17 protein-coding genes are annotated in these 22,857 nt (G+C 72.6%); 11 read left to right on the top strand and 6 right to left on the bottom strand.

All coding sequences use genetic code 11. From position 1 onward, the window contains the following. Window positions 1–22: 22 nt before the first annotated feature. Window positions 23–1,198, bottom strand: a complete 1,176-nt coding sequence (locus JOL79_RS09910) for an ROK family transcriptional regulator (RefSeq protein ID WP_210155423.1) — start codon at window positions 1,196–1,198, stop codon at window positions 23–25. 106 nt (window positions 1,199–1,304) lie between these two features. On the opposite strand from JOL79_RS09910, the gene zwf reads away from it, so the two are divergent. The 4 genes from zwf to eda are packed head-to-tail and all read left to right on the top strand — an operon-like array spanning window position 1,305 to window position 6,200. Further along, window positions 1,305–2,774: a glucose-6-phosphate dehydrogenase gene (zwf, locus tag JOL79_RS09905; protein ID WP_210155422.1), complete on the top strand. Its 1,470-nt coding sequence runs from the start codon at window positions 1,305–1,307 to the stop codon at window positions 2,772–2,774. Then, window positions 2,771–4,609, top strand: a complete 1,839-nt coding sequence (edd, locus tag JOL79_RS09900) for a phosphogluconate dehydratase (RefSeq protein ID WP_210155421.1) — start codon at window positions 2,771–2,773, stop codon at window positions 4,607–4,609. Before zwf ends, edd begins: the two co-directional genes overlap by 4 nt. After that, window positions 4,606–5,586 carry a glucokinase gene (locus tag JOL79_RS09895; RefSeq protein ID WP_210155420.1) on the top strand — a complete coding sequence of 327 codons (981 nt, stop codon included), beginning with the start codon at window positions 4,606–4,608 and terminating at the stop codon, window positions 5,584–5,586. Before edd ends, JOL79_RS09895 begins: the two co-directional genes overlap by 4 nt. Further along, the gene (eda, locus tag JOL79_RS09890; protein WP_210155419.1) at window positions 5,583–6,200 is read left to right on the top strand and encodes a bifunctional 4-hydroxy-2-oxoglutarate aldolase/2-dehydro-3-deoxy-phosphogluconate aldolase; all 618 of its coding nucleotides are present in this window, start codon (window positions 5,583–5,585) and stop codon (window positions 6,198–6,200) included. The genes JOL79_RS09895 and eda overlap by 4 nt, the downstream gene beginning before the upstream one ends. A gap of 215 nt (window positions 6,201–6,415) precedes the next feature. Here the strand turns inward: eda and JOL79_RS09885 are convergent, their stop codons facing one another. Next, complete coding sequence (locus JOL79_RS09885; RefSeq protein ID WP_210155418.1) at window positions 6,416–7,438, bottom strand: LacI family DNA-binding transcriptional regulator; 1,023 nt, start codon at window positions 7,436–7,438, stop codon at window positions 6,416–6,418. A 10-nt stretch (window positions 7,439–7,448) separates the two neighbouring features. Beyond that, window positions 7,449–9,065: a glycoside hydrolase family 13 protein gene (locus tag JOL79_RS09880; RefSeq protein ID WP_210155417.1), complete on the bottom strand. Its 1,617-nt coding sequence runs from the start codon at window positions 9,063–9,065 to the stop codon at window positions 7,449–7,451. Window positions 9,066–9,492: 427 nt separating this feature from the next. On the opposite strand from JOL79_RS09880, the gene JOL79_RS09875 reads away from it, so the two are divergent. Next, window positions 9,493–10,776: an ABC transporter ATP-binding protein gene (locus JOL79_RS09875; RefSeq protein WP_210155416.1), complete on the top strand. Its 1,284-nt coding sequence runs from the start codon at window positions 9,493–9,495 to the stop codon at window positions 10,774–10,776. Between the two features lie 12 nt (window positions 10,777–10,788). Here the strand turns inward: JOL79_RS09875 and JOL79_RS09870 are convergent, their stop codons facing one another. Continuing rightward, window positions 10,789–11,409 carry an ACT domain-containing protein gene (locus tag JOL79_RS09870; protein ID WP_210155415.1) on the bottom strand — a complete coding sequence of 207 codons (621 nt, stop codon included), beginning with the start codon at window positions 11,407–11,409 and terminating at the stop codon, window positions 10,789–10,791. Window positions 11,410–11,755: 346 nt separating this feature from the next. On the opposite strand from JOL79_RS09870, the gene JOL79_RS09865 reads away from it, so the two are divergent. From JOL79_RS09865 to JOL79_RS09845, 5 genes are all read left to right on the top strand, one after another. Further along, entirely contained in the window at window positions 11,756–13,177 is a 1,422-nt protein-coding gene (locus JOL79_RS09865) for a HAMP domain-containing sensor histidine kinase (RefSeq protein WP_210155414.1), read from the top strand. 96 nt (window positions 13,178–13,273) lie between these two features. Beyond that, the gene (locus JOL79_RS09860) at window positions 13,274–15,340 is read left to right on the top strand and encodes an N-acetylneuraminate synthase family protein (protein ID WP_210155413.1); all 2,067 of its coding nucleotides are present in this window, start codon (window positions 13,274–13,276) and stop codon (window positions 15,338–15,340) included. Window positions 15,341–15,353: 13 nt separating this feature from the next. Then, on the top strand, window positions 15,354–16,295 hold the full coding sequence (locus tag JOL79_RS09855) for a glycosyltransferase family 2 protein (RefSeq protein WP_210155412.1): 942 nt from the start codon (window positions 15,354–15,356) through the stop codon (window positions 16,293–16,295). Beyond that, the gene (locus tag JOL79_RS09850; protein WP_210155411.1) at window positions 16,292–17,554 is read left to right on the top strand and encodes an alpha-2,8-polysialyltransferase family protein; all 1,263 of its coding nucleotides are present in this window, start codon (window positions 16,292–16,294) and stop codon (window positions 17,552–17,554) included. The genes JOL79_RS09855 and JOL79_RS09850 overlap by 4 nt, the downstream gene beginning before the upstream one ends. A 52-nt stretch (window positions 17,555–17,606) precedes the next feature. After that, window positions 17,607–18,824, top strand: a complete 1,218-nt coding sequence (locus JOL79_RS09845) for an AI-2E family transporter (protein WP_307848447.1) — start codon at window positions 17,607–17,609, stop codon at window positions 18,822–18,824. An 88-nt stretch (window positions 18,825–18,912) separates the two neighbouring features. On the opposite strand, the gene JOL79_RS09840 is transcribed toward JOL79_RS09845, so the two are convergent. Then, complete coding sequence (locus JOL79_RS09840) at window positions 18,913–20,127, bottom strand: DUF6716 putative glycosyltransferase (protein ID WP_210155410.1); 1,215 nt, start codon at window positions 20,125–20,127, stop codon at window positions 18,913–18,915. After that, window positions 20,124–21,134, bottom strand: a complete 1,011-nt coding sequence (locus JOL79_RS09835; protein WP_210155409.1) for a hypothetical protein — start codon at window positions 21,132–21,134, stop codon at window positions 20,124–20,126. Before JOL79_RS09835 ends, JOL79_RS09840 begins: the two co-directional genes overlap by 4 nt. A 168-nt stretch (window positions 21,135–21,302) precedes the next feature. Here JOL79_RS09835 and JOL79_RS09830 point away from each other — a divergent pair, with 168 nt between their 5' ends. Beyond that, on the top strand, window positions 21,303–22,796 hold the full coding sequence (locus tag JOL79_RS09830) for a sulfatase family protein (protein WP_210155408.1): 1,494 nt from the start codon (window positions 21,303–21,305) through the stop codon (window positions 22,794–22,796). The last annotated feature ends 61 nt before the right edge of the window (window positions 22,797–22,857 follow it).

Genomic DNA, 22,857 nt, shown 5'->3' with positions numbered 1-22,857 from the left:
GCCGTAAAGATCGCGGGAGAGCCTACTGGACCGCGGGAGCGGCCACCCGCCGGCCGCCGGAGTCGACCGCCTCCGGCGACAGCACCTTGTCGAGGACCATGAGCGCGCATCCGGTCAGACCCGCGCCGGCGCCGAGGCGGCTGCGCTCGATCCGCAGGCTGCGGGTGGCGAGCTGGGTGGACCGCCGGTAGATCACCTCGCGGACTCCGGAGACCAGCGGCTGGAACATCTCGGCCACGTCGCCGCCGAGGACCACGACAGCGGGGTTGAGCAGGTTGACCGCGCCGGAGATGACCTCGCCGAGCCAGCGGCCGGCCTGCCGGACGACCGCCATCGTCTCGGCGTCGCCCGCCCGCACCAGTGCGGTGACGTCGGCCAGCGAGCTCACGTCGCGGCCCTTGGCGCGCAGGTCCCGCAGGATCGCGGTGCCGCTGGCCACCGAGTCGACACAGTCGAGGTTGCCGCAGCGGCACAGCACGCCGCCGCCGTCCCGCACCGGGATGTGGCCGATCTCACCGGCCGCGCCGAGCGCGCCGCGCAGGATGCCGCCACCGGAGATGACGCCCGCACCGATCCGGGTGGAGACCTTCACGAACAGCAGGTCGTCCAGCTCGGACTGGTAGGCGATGCGGTGCTCGCCCATCGCGATGACGTTCACGTCGTTGTCGACGAGCACGGGGACGGGGAACCGTTCGGCGATGATCGGGGGGATCACCACGCCGGTCCAGCTCGCCATGACGCGGGCGCTCTCGGTGCGACCGGCGGCGAACTCCACGGTCGCAGGGACGCCCAGGCCGATGCCGACCACGGGGCCCTGCCCGTCGAGCAGCTTCTCCCAGATGTCCATCACCAGGGGAAGGACGACCGCGGGGCCCTCCTCCACGTCGATGTCGACGTCGGTGCGGTGGATCACCCGGCCGGACAGGTCGCAGACGGCGATCTGGGTGCGGCGGGCGCCGAGCGACGCCACCGGCACGACACCGCCGGTGGGGTCGAAGCGCAGCCGCATGGGGGGTCGCCCGCCGGTCGACGGGCCCTCGGCGTCTTCCATGATCAGGCCGCGGTGGAGCAGCTCGGCCACCCGGTGGGCGACGGCCGGGCGCGACAGGCCGGTGACGCGGCCGATGTCGCCGCGCGTGACCGCCTCCCCGCTCCGGATGAGCTGGAGGACCTCGCCGGTGGTGGTAAGTCGTGACATTAACGAGAAGTGAAGCACAGGTGCTTACCGAAGTTCAATGACTTATTCATCGGAAGTTACAAAAGTCAGCTTGAAATGGCACATATCTACCCGATACTGTCCCCCCATGCCCGACCTACCCAACGGCCCCGCGCCGGCGGATCTGATCATCTTCGGTGGCACCGGCGACCTGGCCATGCGGAAGCTTCTCCCCGCGCTCTACCACTGCGACGTGGACGGAGGGCTGGCCCCCGGCACCCGGATCATCGCCCTGTCCCGCAGCGGTCTCGACGACGCGGACTACCGTGGCAAGGTCGACGCGGAGGTACGTCCCGCCCTGCACGGGAGCGAGGGCTGGGACGCGTTCCTCCGCCGGCTGCGTCACGTACCGGTGGACGTCACCACGCCCGAGGGCTGGGCCGGGCTCGCCGGGCTGCTCGCCGGGCACGAGGACCGGGACCGTGTCTTCTACCTCGCCAGCCCGCCCCTGGCGTTCGGCCCGTTCTGCCGGGGGGCGCGGGAGGCGGGACTGGTCACGCCCGGTTCGCGGGTGGTTCTGGAGAAGCCGCTCGGCCGCGACCTGGCCGGCGCTCAGGCGATCAACGACGAGGTCGGCGCGATCTTCGACGAGTCGCAGATCTTCCGCATCGACCACTACCTGGGCAAGGAGACGGTCCAGAACCTGCTCGTCCTGCGGTTCGCCAACTCCTTCCTGGAGCCGATCTGGAACTCGCGGTGGATCGACCACGTCCAGATCACGGCGGCCGAGTCCGTCGGCACGCCGGGCCGCCGCGGCTACTACGACCAGGCCGGCGCGCTGCGCGACATGGTGCAGAACCACCTGCTCCAGTTGCTCTGCCTGGTGGCCATGGAGCCGCCGTCCCGAAACGACCGTGAGGCCGTCCGCGACGAGAAGGTCAAGGTGCTGCGGTCGCTGCGGCCGGTGACGGGCGCGGACGCCGACCGCTTCACGGTCCGCGGGCAGTACACCCACGGGCTGGTGGACGGCGCCGAGGTGCCGGGCTACCTGGACGAGCCGGACAAGAACCCGCCGACCGACGCGTCCCGGCGGGTCGAGACGTTCGCCGCCGTGCACGCCGAGGTGGACAACTGGCGGTGGGCGGGGGTGCCGTTCTTCCTGCGCAGCGGCAAGCGGCTGCCGTCCCGGCGGTCCGAGATCGTGGTCCAGTTCAAGAACGTTCCACACGCGATCTTCCCGGGCGCCACGCCGAACCGGCTCGTGCTGCGGCTCCAGCCGGACGAGGGCATCCACCTGTCTCTGATGGCCAAGGAGCCGGGCGCGGGCGACATCGCGCTGCGGCCGGTGCCGCTCAGCCTCAGCTTCTCCGACGCGTTCAGCGCCCGGGTGCCCGACGCGTACGAGCGGCTGCTCATGGACGTACTGTCGGGCAACCCGACTCTCTTCATGCGGCGTGACGAGGTCGAGGCCGCCTGGCGGTGGATCGATCCGATCGTCCGGCGGTGGGAGGGCTCGGCGGCCCTGCCGGAGCCGTACCCGGCCGGGACCTCGGGGCCCGCCGGCGCCCACGATCTGCTGGCCCGCGGCGGGCGGGCCTGGCACGAGGAGGAGCTGTGACGAATCCCGTGATCCCTCAGATCGCCGCGGTCACCGACCGCGTGCGTGAACGGAGCCGCGAGCGCCGGAGCGTCTACCTCGACCGGATCGGCCGGGCCGGGCAGGAACTGCGCGAGCGCGGTCCGGCCCGCGGCCGGCTGGCCTGCGCCAACCTCGCCCACGGCTTCGCCGCCGCGCCCGCCGAGGACAAGCTCGACCTGCGGGGGGCGGCCAAGCCCGGCGTGGCCATCGTCACGTCGTACAACGACATGCTCTCGGCCCACCAGCCGTTCGAGACGTACCCGCCGGAGCTGAAGCGGGCGGTGCGCGCGGCGGGCGGCGTGGCCCAGGTGGCGGGCGGCGTCCCGGCCATGTGCGACGGCGTGACCCAGGGCCGGGCCGGCATGGAGCTGTCGCTCTACAGCCGCGACCTGATCGCCATGGCGACCGCGATCGCGCTTTCGCACGACATGTTCGACGCGGCGCTGCTGCTCGGCGTCTGCGACAAGATCGTGCCCGGTCTGCTCATCGGCGCGCTGCGGTTCGGCCACCTGCCCGCCGTCTTCGTGCCCGCGGGCCCGATGCCCTCGGGCCTGCCCAACAAGGTCAAGGCCCGGGCCCGGCAGGCGTACGCCGTCGGCAAGATCTCCAGGGCGGAGATGCTGGACGCCGAGGCGGCGTCCTACCACTCCCCCGGCACGTGCACCTTCTACGGCACCGCCAACTCCAACCAGCTCCTCATGGAGGTCATGGGCCTGCACCTGCCGGGCGCGACGTTCGTCAACCCGCACACGGAGCTGCGGCACGCGCTGACGGAGGCGGCGGGCCGCCGGGCCGTCGAGATCGGCCCGCACGGCGGCGAGTACACACCGGTGGGCGAGATCGTCGACGAGCGGGCCATCGTGAACGCGGTGGTGGCGCTGCTCGCCTCGGGTGGCTCCACCAACCACACCATGCACCTGGTGGCCATGGCCGCCGCCGCGGGCATCGAGCTGACATGGGACGACATGGCCGACCTGTCCAGGGTCGTGCCGCTGCTCAGCCGCATGTACCCCAACGGCCAGGCCGACGTGAACCACTTCCAGGCCGCGGGCGGCATGGCCGTGTTCATCGGCGAGCTGCTCGACGCCGGGATGCTGCACGGCGACGTGCTGACCGTGGCCGGGCGCGGCCTCGACGCCTACCGGACGGCCCCCGCCCTCAAGGAGGGGACGCTGGTCTGGGAGGAGCGGACCGAGGGCAGCGGCGACCCCGACGTGCTGCGGCCGGTCGCCGAGCCGTTCTCGGCGGACGGCGGCATCCACATCCTGGACGGCAACCTCGGCCGGGCCGTGAGCAAGGTGTCGGCCGTCAAGCCCGAGCACCTGGTGATCGAGGCGCCGGCGAAGGTGTTCGACGACCAGCTCGACCTCCTGCGGTCCTTCGAGGCGGGCGAGCTGGACGACCAGGACTTCGTCGCGGTCGTCCGATACCAGGGTCCCCGCGCCAACGGCATGCCGGAGCTGCACAAGCTCACCCCGCCGCTGGCCGTCCTGCTCGACCGGGGCCGCACGGTGGCCATCGTCACCGACGGCCGCATGTCGGGCGCGTCGGGCAAGGTCCCGGCCGCGATCCACCTGTCCCCGGAGGCCGCCGACGGCGGGCCGATCGCGCTGCTGCGCGACGGCGACCCGATCCGCCTCGACTCGTCCGCCGGGACCCTCACCGTGCTCGCCGACCTGTCCGGGCGCGTCCCGCAGGGGGCGCCGCCGTCCGACGAGCGGTGGTCGGGAACGGGCCGTGAGCTGTTCGCGCCCTTCCGCCGCGCGGTCGGCCCGGCCGAACGGGGGGCGAGCGTGTTCGGGGACGTCGCGTGAGCGCGCGATCCGGCGGGCCCGGCCTCCCGTGGCTCGTCGCCGACGTGGGCGGCACCAACGCCCGGTTCGGACTGGTGACCCGGCCCGGCGGGCAGCCGGAGTCGGTCGCCGTACTGAACGTTTCCCAGCATCAGGGCCTCGCCGATGCCGTAGCCGCCTATCTCGCAGACCATGCGGGCGGAGTTCGGCCGGTGGCCGCGTGCCTGGCGATCGCCGGGCCGGTCGACAGAGACCGGTACCGGTTGACGAACGGGGTGTGGGAGGGGTCGGTAACCGGCCTCGGGATTCCCGGCGCGGTGGTCCTGAACGACTTCGAGGCGCTCGCGCTTTCGCTGCCCTACCTGGCGGGCGCCGACCTCGTCCCGCTGGGCGGCCCCCCGCCGCCCGAACGCGCGGTCAAGGCCGTGCTCGGGCCCGGCACGGGCCTCGGCGTGGGCGGGCTGGTCCCGGCCGGCGACGGCTGGGTCCCGCTGCCCGGCGAGGGCGGCCACGTGTCGGTGCCTGTCGTCACCGATCTGGAGATGGAGGTGGCCCGGGCGCTGCGCGCGGACGGCCTGCCGTACGTGGACGCCGAGCACCTGCTCTCCGGCACCGGCCTGCCCCGGCTCCACCGCGGCCTCGCGCTGGTCCGCGGGGAGACCCCGGAGCCGATCACCGCGGGTGAGATCACCTCCTCCGCCGATCCGGCGTGCGTCGAGACGGTCGAGGTGTTCCTGGCGCTGCTGGGCGGCTTCACCGCGAATGTGGCGCTCACCCTGGGCGCCCGGGGCGGCGTCTATCTGGGCGGCGGAGTGCTGCCGAGGCTGGCCGGCCGGATCGGCGGCAGCGCGTTCCGCCGCCGGTTCGAGACGACCACCCCGCCCCTGACCCCCTATCTCGCGTCGATCGCCACGCTGCTGATCGTCGCGGAGTATCCCGCGTTGACCGGGGCCGCCGCCTGGCTCGCCCTGCGATCCTCTAATGTGGAGCGGCCATGAGCCTTCTCGATCTCGCCCCCGTGGTCCCGGTCGTCGTCGTGGACGACGCCGCCACCGCCGTGCCGATGGCCCGCGCGCTGGTCGCGGGCGGCCTGCCGCTGATAGAGATCACGCTGCGCACCGAGGCGGCCCTGGAGGCCGTCCGCCGGATCGCGGCCGAGGTGCCCGACGCGGTGGTGGGGGCCGGCACGGTCCGCACGGCCGACGACGTGACCGCCGCCGTCGAGGCCGGTTCGCGTTTCCTCGTCTCCCCCGGCACGACGCCGGGCCTGCTGGCGGCGATGCTCGCCTCCGGGGTGCCGTTCCTGCCGGGAGTCGCGACCGCGACCGAGGCGATGACCCTGGCGGAGCGCGGCGTGCGGGAGCTGAAGTTCTTCCCGGCCGAGGCCGCGGGCGGCGTCGGCTACCTGAAGTCCCTCGGCGGTCCGCTCCCCGACGTCCGGTTCTGCCCCACCGGCGGCATCACTCCCGCCACCGCCGCGTCGTATCTCAGCCTGCCCAACGTCGCGTGTGTCGGCGGGAGCTGGCTCACCCCCGCGGACGCGCTGGCCCAGGGCGACTACGCCCGCGTGGAGAAGCTCGCCGCCGAGGCGGCCGCGCTGCGTTCCCGCTAGCCGTTCCCGCTGACCGTTCCCGCTAGCCGTTCCCGGCGGCCGCGCGGACCGGAGGCGGGGAACCCGGACATGCCGGCCGAGTCATCCTCCCTCGGCGGAGCCGGCGGCCATGCTCGTGCCCGCGACCCGGCGCCACGTTCATGGAAAGGGCTCGTGGCCTGCCCACCCCCCGCCGGTCACGGGCCCACTCCAGCGGCGCCGGCCCTCCACGGGAGTCACCGGCTGACGCGCGGCCCCGAGCCGGTGGAGCCGCGCACGACCAGTTCGGGCTGGTAGACGAGCTCGATGTGCCGGGCCGGGGTGCCGCCGATTTCCTCGATCAGCGTCTGCACGGCCGCCGCGGCCATCGCCCGGATCGGCTTGCGCACGGTCGTCAGCGGGGGGTCGGTGAACGCCATCAGCGGCGAGTCGTCGAACCCGACGACCGACACGTCGCCGGGCACCGAGAGGCCGCGCTCGCGGGCGGCGCGGATCGCCCCGAGCGCCATGAGGTCGCTGGCGCAGAAGACGCCGGTGCATCCGCGGTCGATGAGCGCACCGGCCGCGGCCTGCCCGCCCTCCACGGAGAACAGCGAATGCTGGATCAGCTCGTCGGCGGCCGGCCGGCCGAGAAGCTGCTCCATGGCCTGCCGGAAACCCTCGATCTTGCGGATCACCGGCACGAAACGCCGCTGTCCCAGCGCGAGGCCGATGCGCTCGTGCCCGAGGTCGACCAGGTGCTGTACGGCGAGGCGGGCCGCGAGCCGGTCGTCGGGCGAGATGAACGGCGCGGGGATCCCCGCGTTGTACCCGTCGACCAGCACGATCGGCATGCCCTGGTCGGTGAGGCGGATGTAGCGGTCCATCCGGGCCGTGGTGTCGGCGTGCAGCCCGGACGCGAACACGATGCCGGCCACGCCCCGGTCGAGGAGCAGCTCGGTGAACTCGTCCTCGGGCGCGCCGCCGGGCTCCTGGGTGCACAGCAGAGTGGTGTACCCGTGCTTGGTGAGCGCCTTCTCCACGGCCTGGGCGAAGGCGGGGAAGATCGGGTTGCCGAGCTCGGGGACGACCAGGCCGATCAGCCCGTTGCTGCGCCGGCGCAGGCGGTGCGGCCGCTCGTACCCCATCAGGTCGAGGGCCGCCAGCACGGCCTGGCGGGTGGTCGCGGCGACCCCCGCCCTGCCGTTCAGCACCCTGCTCACGGTCGCCTCGCTGACGCCCGCCTGAGCCGCGATGTCGGCGAGCCGCGTGTGGTTCATGAGCATTACTTTAGACAGCGACGACGTCCCACCACGTCGCCGAATCGGGCGCCAGCCGCACCCGGTCGCCCGAGATCTCCGGGGCGGCGCTCGCCAGGAGCGGCTCACCGGCCGGGCGGGCGGTCTCGATCCACTCCGCCGTCATGTTCATCAGGCACACGAAGGAGTCGCCGCGCCCGAAGGCCAGCGTGCCGCGCGGGCCGTCCAGCCAGGTCAGGCCGCCGTCGCCGAGATCGGGGCGGTCGCGCCTGATCCGCAGCGCCGCCCGGTAGAGGCTGAGCGTGGACGTGCCGTCCCGCCGCTGCGCCTCCACGCTGAGCCTGCTCCACCCCGCGGGGGCGGGCAGCCAGCTCCTGCCGCTGCCCGGCGGGGCGAAGCCGTGGGTCGGGTCGCCGGACGCGGTCCACGGCAGCGGCACGCGGCAGCCGTCGCGCCCGCTGTCCGGGTCGCGCAGCCGCTGCGGGTCGCGCAGGTACTCCTCGGGCAGGTCGAGCACCTCGGGAAGACCGAGCTCCTCCCCCTGGTAGACGTAGGCCGAGCCGGGCAGCGCGAGCATGAGCACCGCCGCCGCGCGGGCGCGGCGCAAGCCCCGCTCACCGCCGCCGTACCGGGTGACGTGGCGCTTCACGTCGTGGTTGGACAGCACCCAGGTGGAGGGCGCGCCCACGAGGGCGGCCGTGCGCAGCGACTCGTCGACCACCTCGCGGAACGCGTCCGCGTCCCAGGGCGCCTTGAGGAAGTGGAAGTTGAACGCCTGGTGCAGCTCGTCAGGGCGGACGTAGTTCGCCAGCCGTTCCGGCGAGGGCGCCCACGCCTCGGCGACGCCGATCCGTTCGCCGTCGTAGGAGTCGAGGATCCTGCGCCAGGAGCGGTGGATCTCGTGCACGCCGTCCTGGTCGAAGAACGGCACGATCTGGCAGCCGATCATCTCCGCCTGGCCGGCGCGGCCGACGTCCGGCAGGCCGGGAGCCTTCACCATGCCGTGCGCCACGTCGATCCGGAAGCCGTCCACGCCCAGGTCGAGCCAGAAGCGCAGAACGTCGGCGAACTCGGCGTGCACCTCCGGGTGCTCCCAGTTCAGGTCCGGCTGCTCGGGCGCGAACAGATGGAGGTACCACTGCCCGTCCGCGACCCGGGTCCAGGCCGGCCCGCCGAAGATCGACTCCCAGTCGTTCGGCGGCAGCTCGCCCGACGCGCCCCGGCCGTGCCTGAAGATGTAGCGCTCGCGCTCCGCGGCTCCCGTCCCCGCGCGCAGCGCCGCCTGGAACCAGGGGTGCCGGTCGGAGGTGTGGTTGGGCACCACGTCCACGATGATCCGCAGGCCGAGCCGGTGGGCGTCCTCGATGAGGGCCGCCGCGTCGGCGAGCGAGCCGAAGACGGGATCGACGTCGCGGTAGTCCGCCACGTCGTATCCGAAGTCGGCCATCGGCGAGCGGTAGAACGGCGTCAGCCAGACGGCGTCGACGCCGAGGTCGGCCAGGTACGGCAGGCGGCTGCGCATCCCGGGCAGGTCGCCCACTCCGTCCCCGTCGCCGTCGGCGAAGCTGCGCACGTACACCTGGTAGATCACCGCGTCCCGCCACCAGCGGGTGCCGGCCGTGGTGGCGCAGACGGCGAGTTCAGTCATCGAGTCCCCGATTCGCATATGAGATCACGCCTCGCGGCGTCGCGTTGCCCAACCGATGCCCATGTGGGCCGCGCCGCACACGAGGGGCCATGCCGCGGCCCCGCCGACTCACCCATCCGTCATCCGTCCCGATCGAGGTGATTTATGGCGGAACGTAACAGGGACACAACCCGAGTGAAAGGCCTTGCGGAAACTTTCCGCAAAGTCGTTACCCCGGCGGGGACGCGGACCCCTGGACAGGCCCGACCGGCCAACCTGACAACCGACTTTCACCTGGGGAAAGACACGAGTAACGAAAAGTTGCAGGCAGATGACGGATTCTTCCCGACACATATGGACACGGGCGCCTGCGACACGATGTACTACCTCATCATTTACACCGACGGCTGGGGATCCGGGCACGCGTGCCCGGGAGGAACGAGCGTGTATGAGCACCGTCGTCCTCGACAACGTGACGAAGATTTACCCCGGGGGTTACCTCGCGGTCGACCGCATGAATCTGCGCGCCGAAGAAGGAGAGCTGCTGGTTCTGCTGGGACCCTCGGGTTGCGGGAAGTCCACCCTCCTGCGCATGATCGCGGGCCTGGAGGAGATCACCTCTGGTGATCTGTGGCTGGGCGGCGAGCTCGCCAACCACCTGGCGCCACGCGACCGCGACGTGGCGATGGTGTTCCAGAACGGCGCCCTCTATCCGCACCGGAGCGTCAGGGGCAACCTGTCCTTCCCCCTGGAGATCGCGAAGGCCGATCCGGCGCTGGTCAAGGAACGGGTCACCGAGCTGTCCCGTGCCCTGCACATCGAGGAAACGCTGGACCGGCGGCCGGGAACGCTCTCCGGCGGCCAGCGTCAGCGGGTCGCGATGGGGCGCGCGATCGTCCGGCAGCCCTCGCTCTTCCTCATGGACGAGCCGCTGTCCAACCTGGACGCCGGGATGCGCACCGAGCTCCGCATGGAGATCTCCTCGCTGGTCAGGGCGCTTGGGGTCACCACGATCTATGTGACGCACGACCAGGTCGAGGCGCTCACGCTGGCGGACCGGATCGCCATCATGAACCGCGGCGTCCTGCAGGACATCGGCACCCCCGCCCAGGTGTACAACGACCCGGCGACCGCGTTCACCGCGGCGTTCCTCAGCTCCCAGCAGCTCAACCTGCTGGCGGCGACCGTGCGAACCCCGCAGAACCAGTTCATCCTGCTCGATTTCGGCCCGCACCAGATCACCATGCCCTGGACCGATCCACGTGCTTACGCCGTGTCACAGCACACCGGCAGCCAGATCATCGTGGGGATCCGGCCGGACGGGCTGGTGCCCGTGCCGGAGAAGACCGAGGGACCGACCTTCTTCGGCCGTGTCCGCACCCTCGAGTACCACGGCCACGAGTGGCTCGCCTATCTGGAGGCCGGCATCCCCGCGGTGGTGGTGCCCGAGCCGCCGGACCGGCGGCGCGGCCACGTCAACGGCGGCCAGTCGGGGATGAACGGCAAGGCGCGCTCGATGATGCGGCGGCTGCTGAACGGCGGTTCCGCCGAGGACGACCACGAGGACGAGCAGCCCCAGGCGTCCGGCACGCACCGCCGCGCCGACCTCATCGTCCGCCTCGGCAACCGGCCCGTCTGGCGAGCCGGAGATCACGGCCGGGTGGCCGTCGACATCTCCCGCCTGATGCTGTTCACGCAGAACGGCTCCAGGATCGACCCTCCCCGCCGCTGACGCCGTCTCCGTTCACGCGCGGGTGACGCTCGCCCGCGCGAGCACGGACACGATGCCGACCAGCCGGGTCACCTTGTCGAGTTCCGCCCGGTGGAACGCGGGCCCCTGCGAGCGCGCCACCACCAGGTGCAGGCCCTCCATCGGGACGCTGACGAGGTGCAATTCCCCCTCGCTGAGGGTGGCGGCTCGCAGCGGGGTGAGGCCGGGCACGGCCGGCACGGTCTCGGGGGCCTGCCAGCTGCGATGGACGGCCTCACCTGTCGTGGTGTCGACCGCGACCGCCCAGTCCGCGCTCACCAGGTCGGGCACCGCGTCGACGAGCGTCACGAACGCGCGGTCGGGCTCCCCCGCGACATGTCCCAGGAGGTCGTAGTCGGGTGTCGTGCCGGGGGCCTCCCTGGTCGGCCAGACAGCCTCCACCCGCGCGCCGGGCACGACGGCGATCCGGTCGCGCAGCTCGTCCGGCTCGAACAGGCCCGACCACGAGACGGTGAAGTCGTCCACCGCCCGGCCGGACTGCCGTTCCAGCACGGTCACCTGCAGGATGTCGGCACCCATCACGCCGAACGCGCGCGCGACCTGGCCGAGCACGCCGGGCCGGTCGGGTAGCGACACCCGCAGCCGCAGCAACATCTCATCACCTCCACCTCGTGCGACACCAACAGTGTCGGACGGACGTTTCCGCCGCGTTACGCCACTGGGTCCGGGACCTGTTGCAACCTTGCGGCATCTTTCCGCAATTCTCCGCAACGAGCACGCACCCGTCGAGACGCGGCCGCCCAGCGATTCCGTCGTCCGGGGCTCACCACCGGACCCCGCGCCGTGCGGCCGCCACCGGACGATCCGGGTACGGGCCCTTCTGGCCCGATCCGTCGGATGATCCTACTTCCGACACCCTTGACGGTCTTTTTAGCAACTTTGGGGACAGCTTTCCAGAAGAGCGAATTCAGCATGCGATGTCCATAAGTAATCTCAGGTAATGCTCCTCCCCAGGCTGCGTTCCCTCTCGCTCAGGGCACGGTTGGCCCTGATCGCGATCGGCGCCGCAGTCTTCGTCCTGGCGCCACTCGTCGTAGCGGTCAACGTGGTGGTGCGGCACGCGGTGGCCGACCGCATCTGGGACGAGACCCTGGACGTCGCCACCCGGGTGGCCGGACAGGTGCGCGGCGGCACCGTGAGCGACCCGTTATCTCCGGGCCGGGACGACGTGGACCTGATCGAGGTGGTGGGCCCGAAGGGCCGCGTCCTGGCCGCGTCCCCGGCGGCCGGCAAGCTCCACCGGCTGACCCTGATGAGCCCCACCGCCGCCGCAGGCGTCACCCAGACGACCTCCTGCTCCCTGCCCCACCACGACTGCGTCCTGGTGACCGCTCTGCGGGTGTCGATCGGCGGAGACTCCCCCACCGTGTACGCCGGGCGCACGGCCCCCACCATCCTCACCAGCCCGCTGCCCGAGCTGGAGCTGTTCGCGCTGGCGCTGCTGTTCGCCGCGGCGACCGGGTGGGTCGCCTGGACGGTGGCCGGGCGGGTCCTGCGCCCGGTCGAGGCGATCAGCTCGGAGTTCGCCGAGATCACCGCGGCGACCTCCGCGACCAGGGTCTCGGAGCCGCCGGGAAACGACGAGATCGCCCGCCTGGCCAGGACGGCCAACGACGCGCTCTCCCGGCTCGACCGTTCGATCCGGCTGCAGCGGCAGTTCGCCGCGGACGCCTCGCACGAGTTGCTCACCCCCATCGCCGGCATCCGCGCGCAACTGGAGGGGGCGCGGCTGCATCCGGAGGACACCGACGAGGCGGTCGACGCGGCGCTCTGCGGGGTCGACCGGCTTGAGGCGATCGTGGCCGACCTGCTGCTGCTGGCCCGGGTGGGGACGACCCCGCAGGCGGCGCGGGAGGATGTGGACCTCGGCGGCCTCGTGGCGGCCGAGGTGGGCCGGCGGGCCAAGCGCCTGCCGATGATCGTCGACGCCGCGTCCGGGGTGACGGTCCGCGTACTGCGGGGGCAGTTGTGCCGGGTCGTGGCCAACCTCCTCGACAACGCCGAGCGGCACGCCCAGAGCCACGTGAGCGTGGAGGTGAACGGGGACGGCGACGAGGCCGTGCTGCGCGTCGTCAACGACGGCGACCCGATCTCCGAGCCGGACCGCGAGCACATCTTCGAACGGTTCTACCGCACGGACTCCGCGCGCAGCCGTACTCACGGGGGCACCGGGCTCGGCCTGGCCATCGCCCGGGAGGTCGTCGAGGCCCACGACGGGACGATCACGGTGGAGAACGGCGACCGCAGCGTGCGCTTCGTCGTCCGCCTCCCGCGGTCCGGGGAGCCCGGCCCGGGAGTCGCGGTCCCGGGGGTCACGGTCCCGGAAATCCGCGACACCCAATGTTCAGATCGGCGCCCCTGACCGTTCAGCCGGGCAACCCCCTGAGTGACATCCCTGTGGCTAGTTTCGGGACACCCCGCGTTAGGGGCTCCGTTGTCGCAGGTAGGAGGATCACTCGTGCGAGTGCTGGCCGTTGTCCCCGCCCGTGGAGGTTCGGCGGGCGTCCCGCTCAAGAACCTGGAGAAGGTGGGCGGCATCCCGCTGGTGGCGCGCGCGGTCGACGCCTGCCTGCGCGCCGAGCTCATCGACGAGGTGATCGTCAGCACCGACCACGACCGCATCGCGGCCGTCGCCCTGGACGCGGGCGCGCGGGTGGTCCGCCGCCCGGCCGACATCAGCGGCCCCACCGCCACCAGCGAGTCGGCCGTGCTCCACGCCCTGTCGGAGGGCGTCGAGGCCGACCCTGAGGTCGTGGTCCTCGTCCAGTGCACCAGCGCGTTCATCGACCCGGCCGATCTGGACGCCGCCGTCGCCAAGGTCCTGAACGGCGAGGCCGACTCCGTGTTCTCCGGCACGGAGACCTACGAGTTCGTGTGGACCGGCGCCGGTGAGGGCGTCAACCACGACCCGGCCGTCCGCCCCCGCCGGCAGGACCGGGAACCGCACTACCGCGAGACCGGCGCCTTCTACGCGATGCGGACCGCCGGCCTGCGCGAGCGCGAGCACCGTTTCTTCGGCACCGTGGCCGTGCAGCCCGTGCCGGGCAGCCACGCCGTCGAGATCGACACCCCCGAGGACCTGGACATCGTCCGGGCGCTCGCCCCGTTCGTCGACGAGCCGCTGCCGATCGACGTCGACGCCGTGGTGACCGACTTCGACGGCGTCCACACCGACGACCGGGCGTTCGTCGACTCCGAGGGCCGCGAGATCGTCGCCGTGAGCCGCTCCGACGGCATGGGCGTGGCCCTGCTGAAGCGATCGGGGGTGAAGGTCCTGGTTCTGTCCACCGAGCGCAACCCCGTGGTGGCCGCCCGCGCCGCCAAGCTCGGCGTACCCGTCCTGCAGGGCCTCGCCGCCAAGGACGGCGCGCTGCGCGAGTGGCTCGCCGTCGAGGGCCTCGACCCGGAGCGGGTCGCCTACGTCGGCAACGACGTCAACGACCTCTCCTGCATGGCGCTCGTTGGCTGGCCGGTGGCCGTCCCCGACGCCCACCCGCGGGTGCGCGCCGCGGCCCGGGTCGTCCTGTCCGCCCCGGGCGGCGCGGGCGCCGTCCGCGAGATGTCCGACCGCGTCCTGGCCGCCCGCCCGCCGCTGGGCGACGCCGTGCCGCTCGCCGAGGCGCCCGCGCCCATCTCCTCGTTCCGGGTCCAGCCGCGGCCGGTGCGCATCGGCAGGTCGCTCGTCGGCCCCGGCCAGCCGGTGTACGTGATCGGCGAGATCGGCATCAACCACAACGGCGACGTCGACATCGCCCGCAAGCTCATCGACGTGGCGGCCGACGCGGGCTGCCAGGCGGTCAAGTTCCAGAAGCGCACTCCCGAGATCTGCGTCCCGCTGGACCAGCGCGACCAGATCCGGCAGACGCCCTGGGGCGAGATGACGTACATGGAGTACAAGATCCGCACCGAGTTCGGCGCGGACGAGTACGGCCACATCGCGAAGTACTGCGAGGAGCGCGGGATCGACTGGTTCGCCTCCCCGTGGGACGTCCCCTCGGTCGAGTTCCTCGAGAGCATGGACGCCGTCGCCCACAAGATCGCCTCCGCCTCGGTGACCGACCACGAGCTGCTGCGGGCGCTGGCCGCCACCGGCAAGCCGCTCATCCTCTCCACCGGCATGTCGACGATCGAGGAGATCGACCGGGCCGTGGAGATCCTCGGCACCGAGCGGCTCGTGATGATGCACGCCACCTCGACCTATCCCCTCCCGCCGGAGGAGGCCAACCTGCGCATGATCCACACGCTGCAGGAGCGGTACGGCGTGCCGGTCGGCTACTCCGGGCACGAGCGCGGCCTGCAGATCTCGCTGGCCGCCGTGACGCTGGGCGCCGTGACGGTCGAACGCCACATCACGCTGGACCGCACGATGTGGGGCTCCGACCACGCCGCCTCGCTGGAGCCGAGCGGCCTCGAGCACCTGGTCCGGGACATCAGGATCATCGAGACCGCTCTCGGCGACGGTGTGAAGCGCGTCTACGCCGGCGAGGAGGGCCCGCGCGCCCGCCTGCGCCGCACCACGGCCTGACGCCGGGGGGACAGTGATCACCCTTTCCGTGATCGTGCCGGTCAGGGACGGCGAGCCGTTCCTGGCCGACGCGCTGACGTCGCTCGTCCGCAACCGGACCACGGAGTTCGAGACCGAGGTCGTGGTCGTGGACGACGGCTCCGTCGACGCGACCCCGGAGGTGATCGAGGACTTCCGGCGGGACCTGCCGGGGCTGACGGTCGCCCGCAACCCGGCCCCGGTGGGTCTGGCGGACGCCCGGAACATCGGCCTCAAGCTGGCCTCCGGCCGGTACGTCACGTTCCTGGACGGCGACGACTGGCTCGCACCCGGCTACCTCGCCCCCCTGGTGGCCGCCATCGACCGGCTGGGCTGCGACTTCGTCCGGGTCGACCACGTCCAGTCGGAGGGGCGCAGGCGCGAGACCCACCGCGCGCCCCAGGCCCGCAGGAACGTCGTGCTCGACCCGCGCGACGCGATCATGCCCGCCGCGGCGAAGACGATGGTCGACTACCCCTACGCCTGGGCCGGCGTCTACCGGCGGGAGCTGGGCGACCTGCTCGCCTTCCCCGGCGGCCTGCGCACGGCGGAGGACCGGCCGTGGATCTGGCGGCTCCACCAGCGGGCCGGGTCGTTCGCCGTGGTCTCGCTCGCCGGGGTGTTCTACCGGCGCGGGGTCGCGGCGTCCCTCACCCAGATCGGCGACGAGCGGCAGCTCGACTTCTTCCGGGCGTTCGACCTCGTCTTCGCCGAGGTGGAGCAGGAGTTCCTGCCGAAGGCCGTCCGCACCTTCTGCGCGCTGCTGGTCAACCACTGGGAGATGAGGGAGCGCTTCACCCCCGACATCGCCGCCAGGTTCGAGGCGCTCGGCCGGGCGGCCCTCGACCGGCTCCCCGCCGACCTCGTACAGGACGCGGTGAGGGGCTACGAGCCCGATCGCCAGGCGCTGTTCCGCCGACTCAAGGAGGGCTCGTGACCCAGCTGTTCCACGCCTCCCGGCTCTTCGGCGCGATGACGCTGGCCGCGGCGATCGACGCGGGCGCGTTCGGCCCGGCCGACCGGCGGCGGATGCTGCTGGTGACGAACAACGCCGACATCCCCGAGATCACGGTCCCCCTCGACGAGACCCCCGGCTTCGCGGCGCTGCGGGACCGGTTCGACGAGATCCGGTCCTGGAACGAGATCATCGCGCCGCTGCACCCGTCCGAGTGGAAGCCCCGCGCGGTGGAGGGGCCGATGATCGGCCGGCTCCTCCAGTCGCATCTGGGCCTGGGCGAACTGGACGAGATGGTGCTGGAGTCGGTCATCGTCCCCCCGGCCCGCGTGCTGCCCGGGCTGTTCAAGGACTGCCCGCTCACGATCTACTCCGACGGCCTCATGGCGCACGCGCCCACCCGCGACGTCCTGCCCGGGGAGATCTCCGACCGCATCACCCGGCTGATCCACCTCGACCTCGTGCCGGGGCTGACGCCGCTCCTGCTCTCCGAGTACGGCGTACCGGCCGAGGCGCTGCCCGCCGAGGCGTTCCCGCGGGTCGTCGGCCAGGTCGCCGCCCGGTTCGGCGACCAGCCGGGGGACGCCGTGATCCTCGGGCAGTACCTGGCGTCCCTGGGCATCCTCACCGACGAGGAGGAGACGCGGCTGTACGGCGACATGCTGCGAGCCCTCGTGGCCCGCGGGAACCGGCGCGTGGTGTTCAAGGCCCACCCGGCGGCGGGGCCCCGGCAGCTGCGCGCGCTCAGGCGGACCGCCGCCGGTCTGGACGTCGAGCTGGTGTCCGCCGGCGACGGCGTCCCGGCCGAGGTCCTGTTCGCCAGGCTCCGCCCGGCGCTGGTGGTCAGCTGCTTCTCCACGGCGCTCGTCACGGCCCGGAGGTTCTTCGGGCTGCCGGTGGCGACGATGGGCACGGAACTGCTGCTCGAACGGCTCGCCCCCTATGAGAACAGCAACCGGATCCCGGTCACGATCGTGGACGCCTGTCTGCCGAGACTCGCGATGGACGGGTCGCTCTCGGACCCGCCGCCGGTCGACCTCGCGGCCCTGACCGGCGCGGTCGCCTACTGCATGCAGAGCGAGGCCCATCCGGAGCTGCGGGAGACGGCGGCGGAGTACGTCAAGGTCAACGGGCCGGCTCGCTACTTCAAGAAGCGCAGGCTGACGGCCCTCGGCCTGATCGAGGAGCCGGCGCCGCAGCAGCGCCCCGACTCCCGCCTGCGCCGGCTGCTGTCCCGCTGACGGGCGACCCGGCCGAGGTGTCGGGCGATCGTTTCCGGGCAGTCGCGAAGCCGTGCTCGAGACGGACGACACCCGACAGCCCCCAGGCGAGCCCCGAGACCGGATCCCCGCGGAAATCCCCGCCGAGATCCCCGCCGAGATCCCCGCCGGCACCGGGCACACGGCCCCAGGCGAGACCGCCGGCGAGACCACCGGCGACCCCGAGCCGGCCGGCCCCGATCGGCCGTTCGGCCGGCCGGGCCGTCCGCTGCGGAGCAACCCGTTCATGTTCGGCCTCACCGGCGCGCTCGGCGTGCTCACCGCGTGGCTGCTGGTGCAGGCGATCGCGAGCGCCGGGTCCGCCCTCATGCTCATCGTGGTGTCGCTGTTCCTGGCGATCGGGCTCAACCCCGCGGTGGAGGCCCTGCAGCGGCGCGGCCTGTCCCGCCGGGTCGCCATCACCGTCGTGTTCGGCTCGGTCATCGCGTTCTTCGCCGCCTTCGGGCTGGCGATCGTCCCGCCGCTCACAGAACAGACCACGGGGTTCGTCCAGCACCTGCCGGAGTATGTGCGGCAGCTCCAGGATCACCCGCTGATCCGCTCGGTCGACGCGCGTTACCAGGTCCTGGAGCGGATCCAGCAGTACGTGACGAGCGGCGGCCTGGCGACGCAGATGTTCGGCGGCCTGCTCGGCGTGGCCGGCGTCGTGATCAGTGCAGTGTTCAGCGCGTTCACGATCCTGGTGCTCACGCTCTACTTCCTCGGGTCGCTCAACTCGATCAAGGAGACCGCCTACCGGTTCGTGCCCAGGTCGCGCCGCACCCGGGTCCGGCTGCTCGGCGACGAGATCATCCACCAGATCGGCGGCTACGTCGCCGGCAACCTGATCATCTCCCTGATCGCCGGAGTGGTGACGTTCCCGTTCCTCGCCGCCCTGGACGTGCCGTACGCGCTGGCGCTCGCCATCTTCGTCGCGGTCACCGACCTGATCCCCCTCGCCGGCGCGGTCCTCGGCGCCGTGGTCGCCTCCGGGGTGGCCTTCCTGACGTCGGTGCGGACCGGCATCGCGTGCGCGGTGTTCTTCGTCGTCTACCAGCAGGTCGAGAACTACCTGATCTCGCCGCGCGTGTTCAAGTCGTCGGTGGACGTGCCCCCGGTGGTCACCATCGTCGGTGCGCTGCTCGGGGGCACGCTGCTCGGCATCGTCGGGGCGCTGCTCGGCATCCCGCTCGCCGCGGCTCTCATGCTCGTGGCCAGGGAGGTCGTGCTCCCGCGCCAGGAGAAGCTGTGAGCCGCCCGGGACGTCGCCGCGCAGAAACGCCGCCACGCGGAACGGCCTGGTCAGAAGCGCGGCCAGAGCGCCAGGCCGGCGAGCGCGGTCAGAACGCCTTGAGGTAGCGGCGCATCCGGCGCTTTGCGCGATAGCCGTACCGGAGGACCTTGGGCGGCACCTCCAGGCGCAGGCGGGCCCGGCGGCGCGCGGCGGCGTGCTCGGGGCCGTCGAGCAGCGACCGCGCCGGGACGAGCCGGCCCTGCCGCGACTCCTCGACCAGCGCGTCGACCCGGCCGGCCCAGTCCGACGCGGCCGCGTCGTGGAAGTAGTTGGCGTCGCACCATTCCGCCGTCGGCCGGCGGAAGTCGGCCTTGGCGAGGTCGTCCAGCGTGCCGAGGCAGCCGCTGCCCTCGAACACCAGGTTGATCATCTCGGCGCTGACGCCGAAGTCGGACAGCACGAGCAGGGGGACGTCCCCCGCGATCGCCTCGAGCGCGGCGGTCGAGCTCACCGTGACGAACCCGGCCGCGTGGCTCAGATGCTCGTGCATCGGCCCGGCGGCGAACCGCACCGCGTCCCGCGCGACCCGTCCCTGCGCGGCCATCTCGTTCCACAGCCGCTCGTAGTGGTGACGCTCGTTGTGGGTCTGCCGCTCGGAGTCGCGCGCCCGGAGCTTCACCACGACGTCGAGGTCGGGCCGGGCCTCGGCCAGCGCGGCGAGGGAGAGCAGGACGGCCTCCCGCTCCTCCCGCCGGCGGGGCACCTTGGCCTGGGTGGCGAAGACGACCCGGTCGCGCTCGCCGGCCGACCGCTCGCCGAGGTCCAGGTAGGGCAGGCGGGCCAGGGCCACCCCGCCTCCCCCGCCGAGCCGGTGGCCGATCTCGGAGAACTCGGCCACCTCGCGGCCGCTGTGCACCACGAAGAGGTCGCAGCCGCTGCGGAAGATCCAGGCCTTCTCCGTCGCGGGCACCGAGATGCCGGGCAGGCCGGACACCAGAACGGGCCGGGGCCGCAGGCCGGCGAGCACCTCGGCGGCCAGCGCGTCGACGACCGGACCGGTGCAGGCCAGCAGCAGGACGTCGGGCTCGAACCGCTCGGCCGCCCGGCGCAGCTGGCGGGCGGACAGGACGGCCGGGGCGGTGCCGGACCCGCCGCCGATGCGAGTGCCGCTGACCGCGGCGGCGATCTGCCCGTCGGAGGGGGCGATCGGGGTGCGTATCACCGCGAGCTCCGTCGTCCACGACGCGGGGGCGGCGTCGAGCAGGCCCGCGGCCCACTTGAGATACGAATCGGAGTCGGCCACGGCGAGCAGGCGGGTCAAGGAGCGACCTTTCGGGGGGCTTCATGTGCGAACAACTGCAGGTGCGAGCGGAGCGAGGGACCGGCGGACGCCGTCCACCAGTCGTCGGGGACGTCGACGGTCTCCACCGAGACGCCCCGGGCGGACAGCAGGACGCGGAGCGAGGTCACCGCCGTCGACGGCAGGCTCAGCACCCGCTGGTCCGGCCGCAGGTCGCGCAGCGTCATCTCGGCCGGGACTCCGGCGTCGTAGACCGTGAGGCCGTCGATGCGGCTGACGCGGTCGAGGTCGCGCGGGTCCTCCCGCCGATGCGGATAGTACGCGACCGGCTCGTCGATCCGCTCCAGCCAGTGCAGGTAGCGGTCGCGGTGGATCAGCCCGTTGCGCACGAGAGAGGTGCCCAGCACGACCGTGCGCTCGGCCGGCGGACTGTCGGCGGGCTGGGAGCGCAGCCAGGCGAAGTCGTGCCGGACGAGGCGGGCGCCGCGCCGCTCCACCGCCTCGGCCAGGGAGTCGGGCACGGGGAGCGCGGTGAAGACGGTCGGCTTGCGGGTACGCAGGCGCACTCCGGCCGCCGCGCCCAGCGCCGCGCGGCCGACGCCGTGCTTGCCCCGGGCGCGCAGCAGCGGCCGCCGGGCGACGAAAAGCTCCAGCAGGCGGATCGTGGCCAGCCCGTCGTCCACCAGGACCGTACGGCCGGGCGGCGCGGTGACCAGGGCGAGCTGCACCCGGCCGGAGAAGGCGTCGCCCACCGCCCAGACACGGCCCGGCCGGGGCACGCGGCCGGCGGGCTCGTCGAACTCCAGGCCCTCGGGCAGGCCGAGCCGCTTGAGCTCGCGGCGGGTCAGCCGCAGGGCGGCCAGGCCGGCTCTCGGCACCACCCGGGTGGTGCGGCCCAGAAGGCCCGCGTGGTGTGCCTCCACCACGCACAAGAGCTGCAGTGGGGACTCAACCCACGCGACGGCCGACCCCTGCTCGGCGGCGTGGTGCCGACCCTCGTTCCCCACGCCGCGTAAAGAGACGTTCACGACGCGCTCACCATAGCCCGCCAACACGACACCAGCGGGAACTCGCGGTGAACAGACCACGACGGGACCTTCCTGATCCGCCGGCGGACCGCCGGCCGCCGGAAGGGCCATCCCGGTGGTCACGCCGCGTACGTTTCCCGTCACGCGGCGGTGGCAAGGATCAGTTCCATGCCCCTACCGCAGAGATTCCGGCGATGGTGGGCCGGTACCGCCGTGGCGCTCGCCGCCTGCCTCATGCTCACCGGAGCCGCTCACGGCGTCCCCGCGCAGTCCGGCCGTCCCAACGTGGTGCTGATCCTCACCGACGACCTGGACGCGGCCAGTCTGGAGCGCTTTCCCCACATCTGGAACCTGCTCGTCCGCCAGGGCGTGTCGTTCAGCCGCTTCTTCGTCACCAACCCGTGGTGCTGCCCCTCCCGCTCCTCGTTGCTGCGCTCCGAGTACATGCACAGCCACCAGGTGGAGAGCAACCGCGCCCCCACGGGCGGGTTCCCCCGGTTCCGGCTGCTCGAGCCGTCCACCGTGGGCACCTGGATGCGGGACGCCGGCTACCGCACCGGGCTCATGGGCAAATACCTCAACCAGTATCCGAAGGGCGCGCCCCGGTCGTACGTTCCCCCGGGATGGGACGAGTGGGACGTCCCGGTGACCCGGCTCTACCAGGAGTACGGTTACGCGCTCAACGAGAACGGCGCGGTCCGGCAGTACGGCCACGAGCCGGGCGACTATCTGGAGGACGTGCTCAGCGCCAAGGCGGACCGCTTCGTCCGGGAGGGCGCCGACCCCTTCTTCCTCTATCTGGCGCCGGTCGCCCCGCACCTGCCGGCCCACTACGCCCCGCGGCACGCGGACGCGTTCACGGGCGAGCGGGCCCCCCGCACTCCGTCGTTCGACCAGGCCGACCTGTCCGCCGAGCCGCTGTGGCTGAGGCAGCGCACGCCGCTGCCGGCCGGCGACGTCCGCCGCATCGATCGCGTCTACCGGGACCGGATGCGCGCGATGCTGGGCGTCGACGACATGGTGGGCAGGCTGGTGTCCTCGCTCGCCGCGGCGGGCAAGCTGGACAACACCTATATATTCTTCACTTCTGACAACGGCTTCCATCTGGGCCAGCACCGGCTGCGACCGGGCAAGACCACGCCGTTCGAGGAGGACATCCGCGTTCCGATGGTGGTGCGCGGGCCCGGCGTCCGGGCCGGGACCTCCGTCACCGCCCTCTCCTCGACCGTGGACCTCTCCCCGACCTTCGCGGATCTCGGCGAGGCGGCCACGCCGCCGTTCGCGGAGGGCCGGTCGCTCGTGCCGCTGCTGCACGGCCGCGACGTGCCGTGGCGGGACGCGGCCCTCATCGAGTTCGTGCACGCCGCCTACTCGCCGGGCTGCCCGCCCACGTACAACGCGCTGCGGACCGACCGTTACACCTATGTCGAGTACGAGACCGGCGAACGGCAGCTCTACGACCTGTACGAGGACCCGGCGGAGCTGCGCAACGTCGCGGCCACGGCCGATCCCGGGCTGATCGCGACCCTGTCGGCCCGGCTCGCCCTCCTGCACGCCTGCGAGGGCGCGGCCTGCCGGGTGGCCGACTCGGCCGGCCCGGTGGCCGTGGGCGTGCACGCGGAGGTGTCCGTCACCGGCCCGCGCGCCCCGCCCCCGTCGTAAGCCGAGGGACTCCGGGCGGCCATCTCCCGTTGGGGAGATGGTCGCCCGGCCTTTCCTCCCC

Source organism: Microbispora oryzae (assembly GCF_017896165.1).
In the GTDB taxonomy this organism is placed as follows: domain Bacteria; phylum Actinomycetota; class Actinomycetes; order Streptosporangiales; family Streptosporangiaceae; genus Microbispora; species Microbispora oryzae.
The sequence above is the reverse complement of the archived record's forward strand: the minus strand, read 5'-3'. Positions and strand labels throughout refer to the sequence as shown.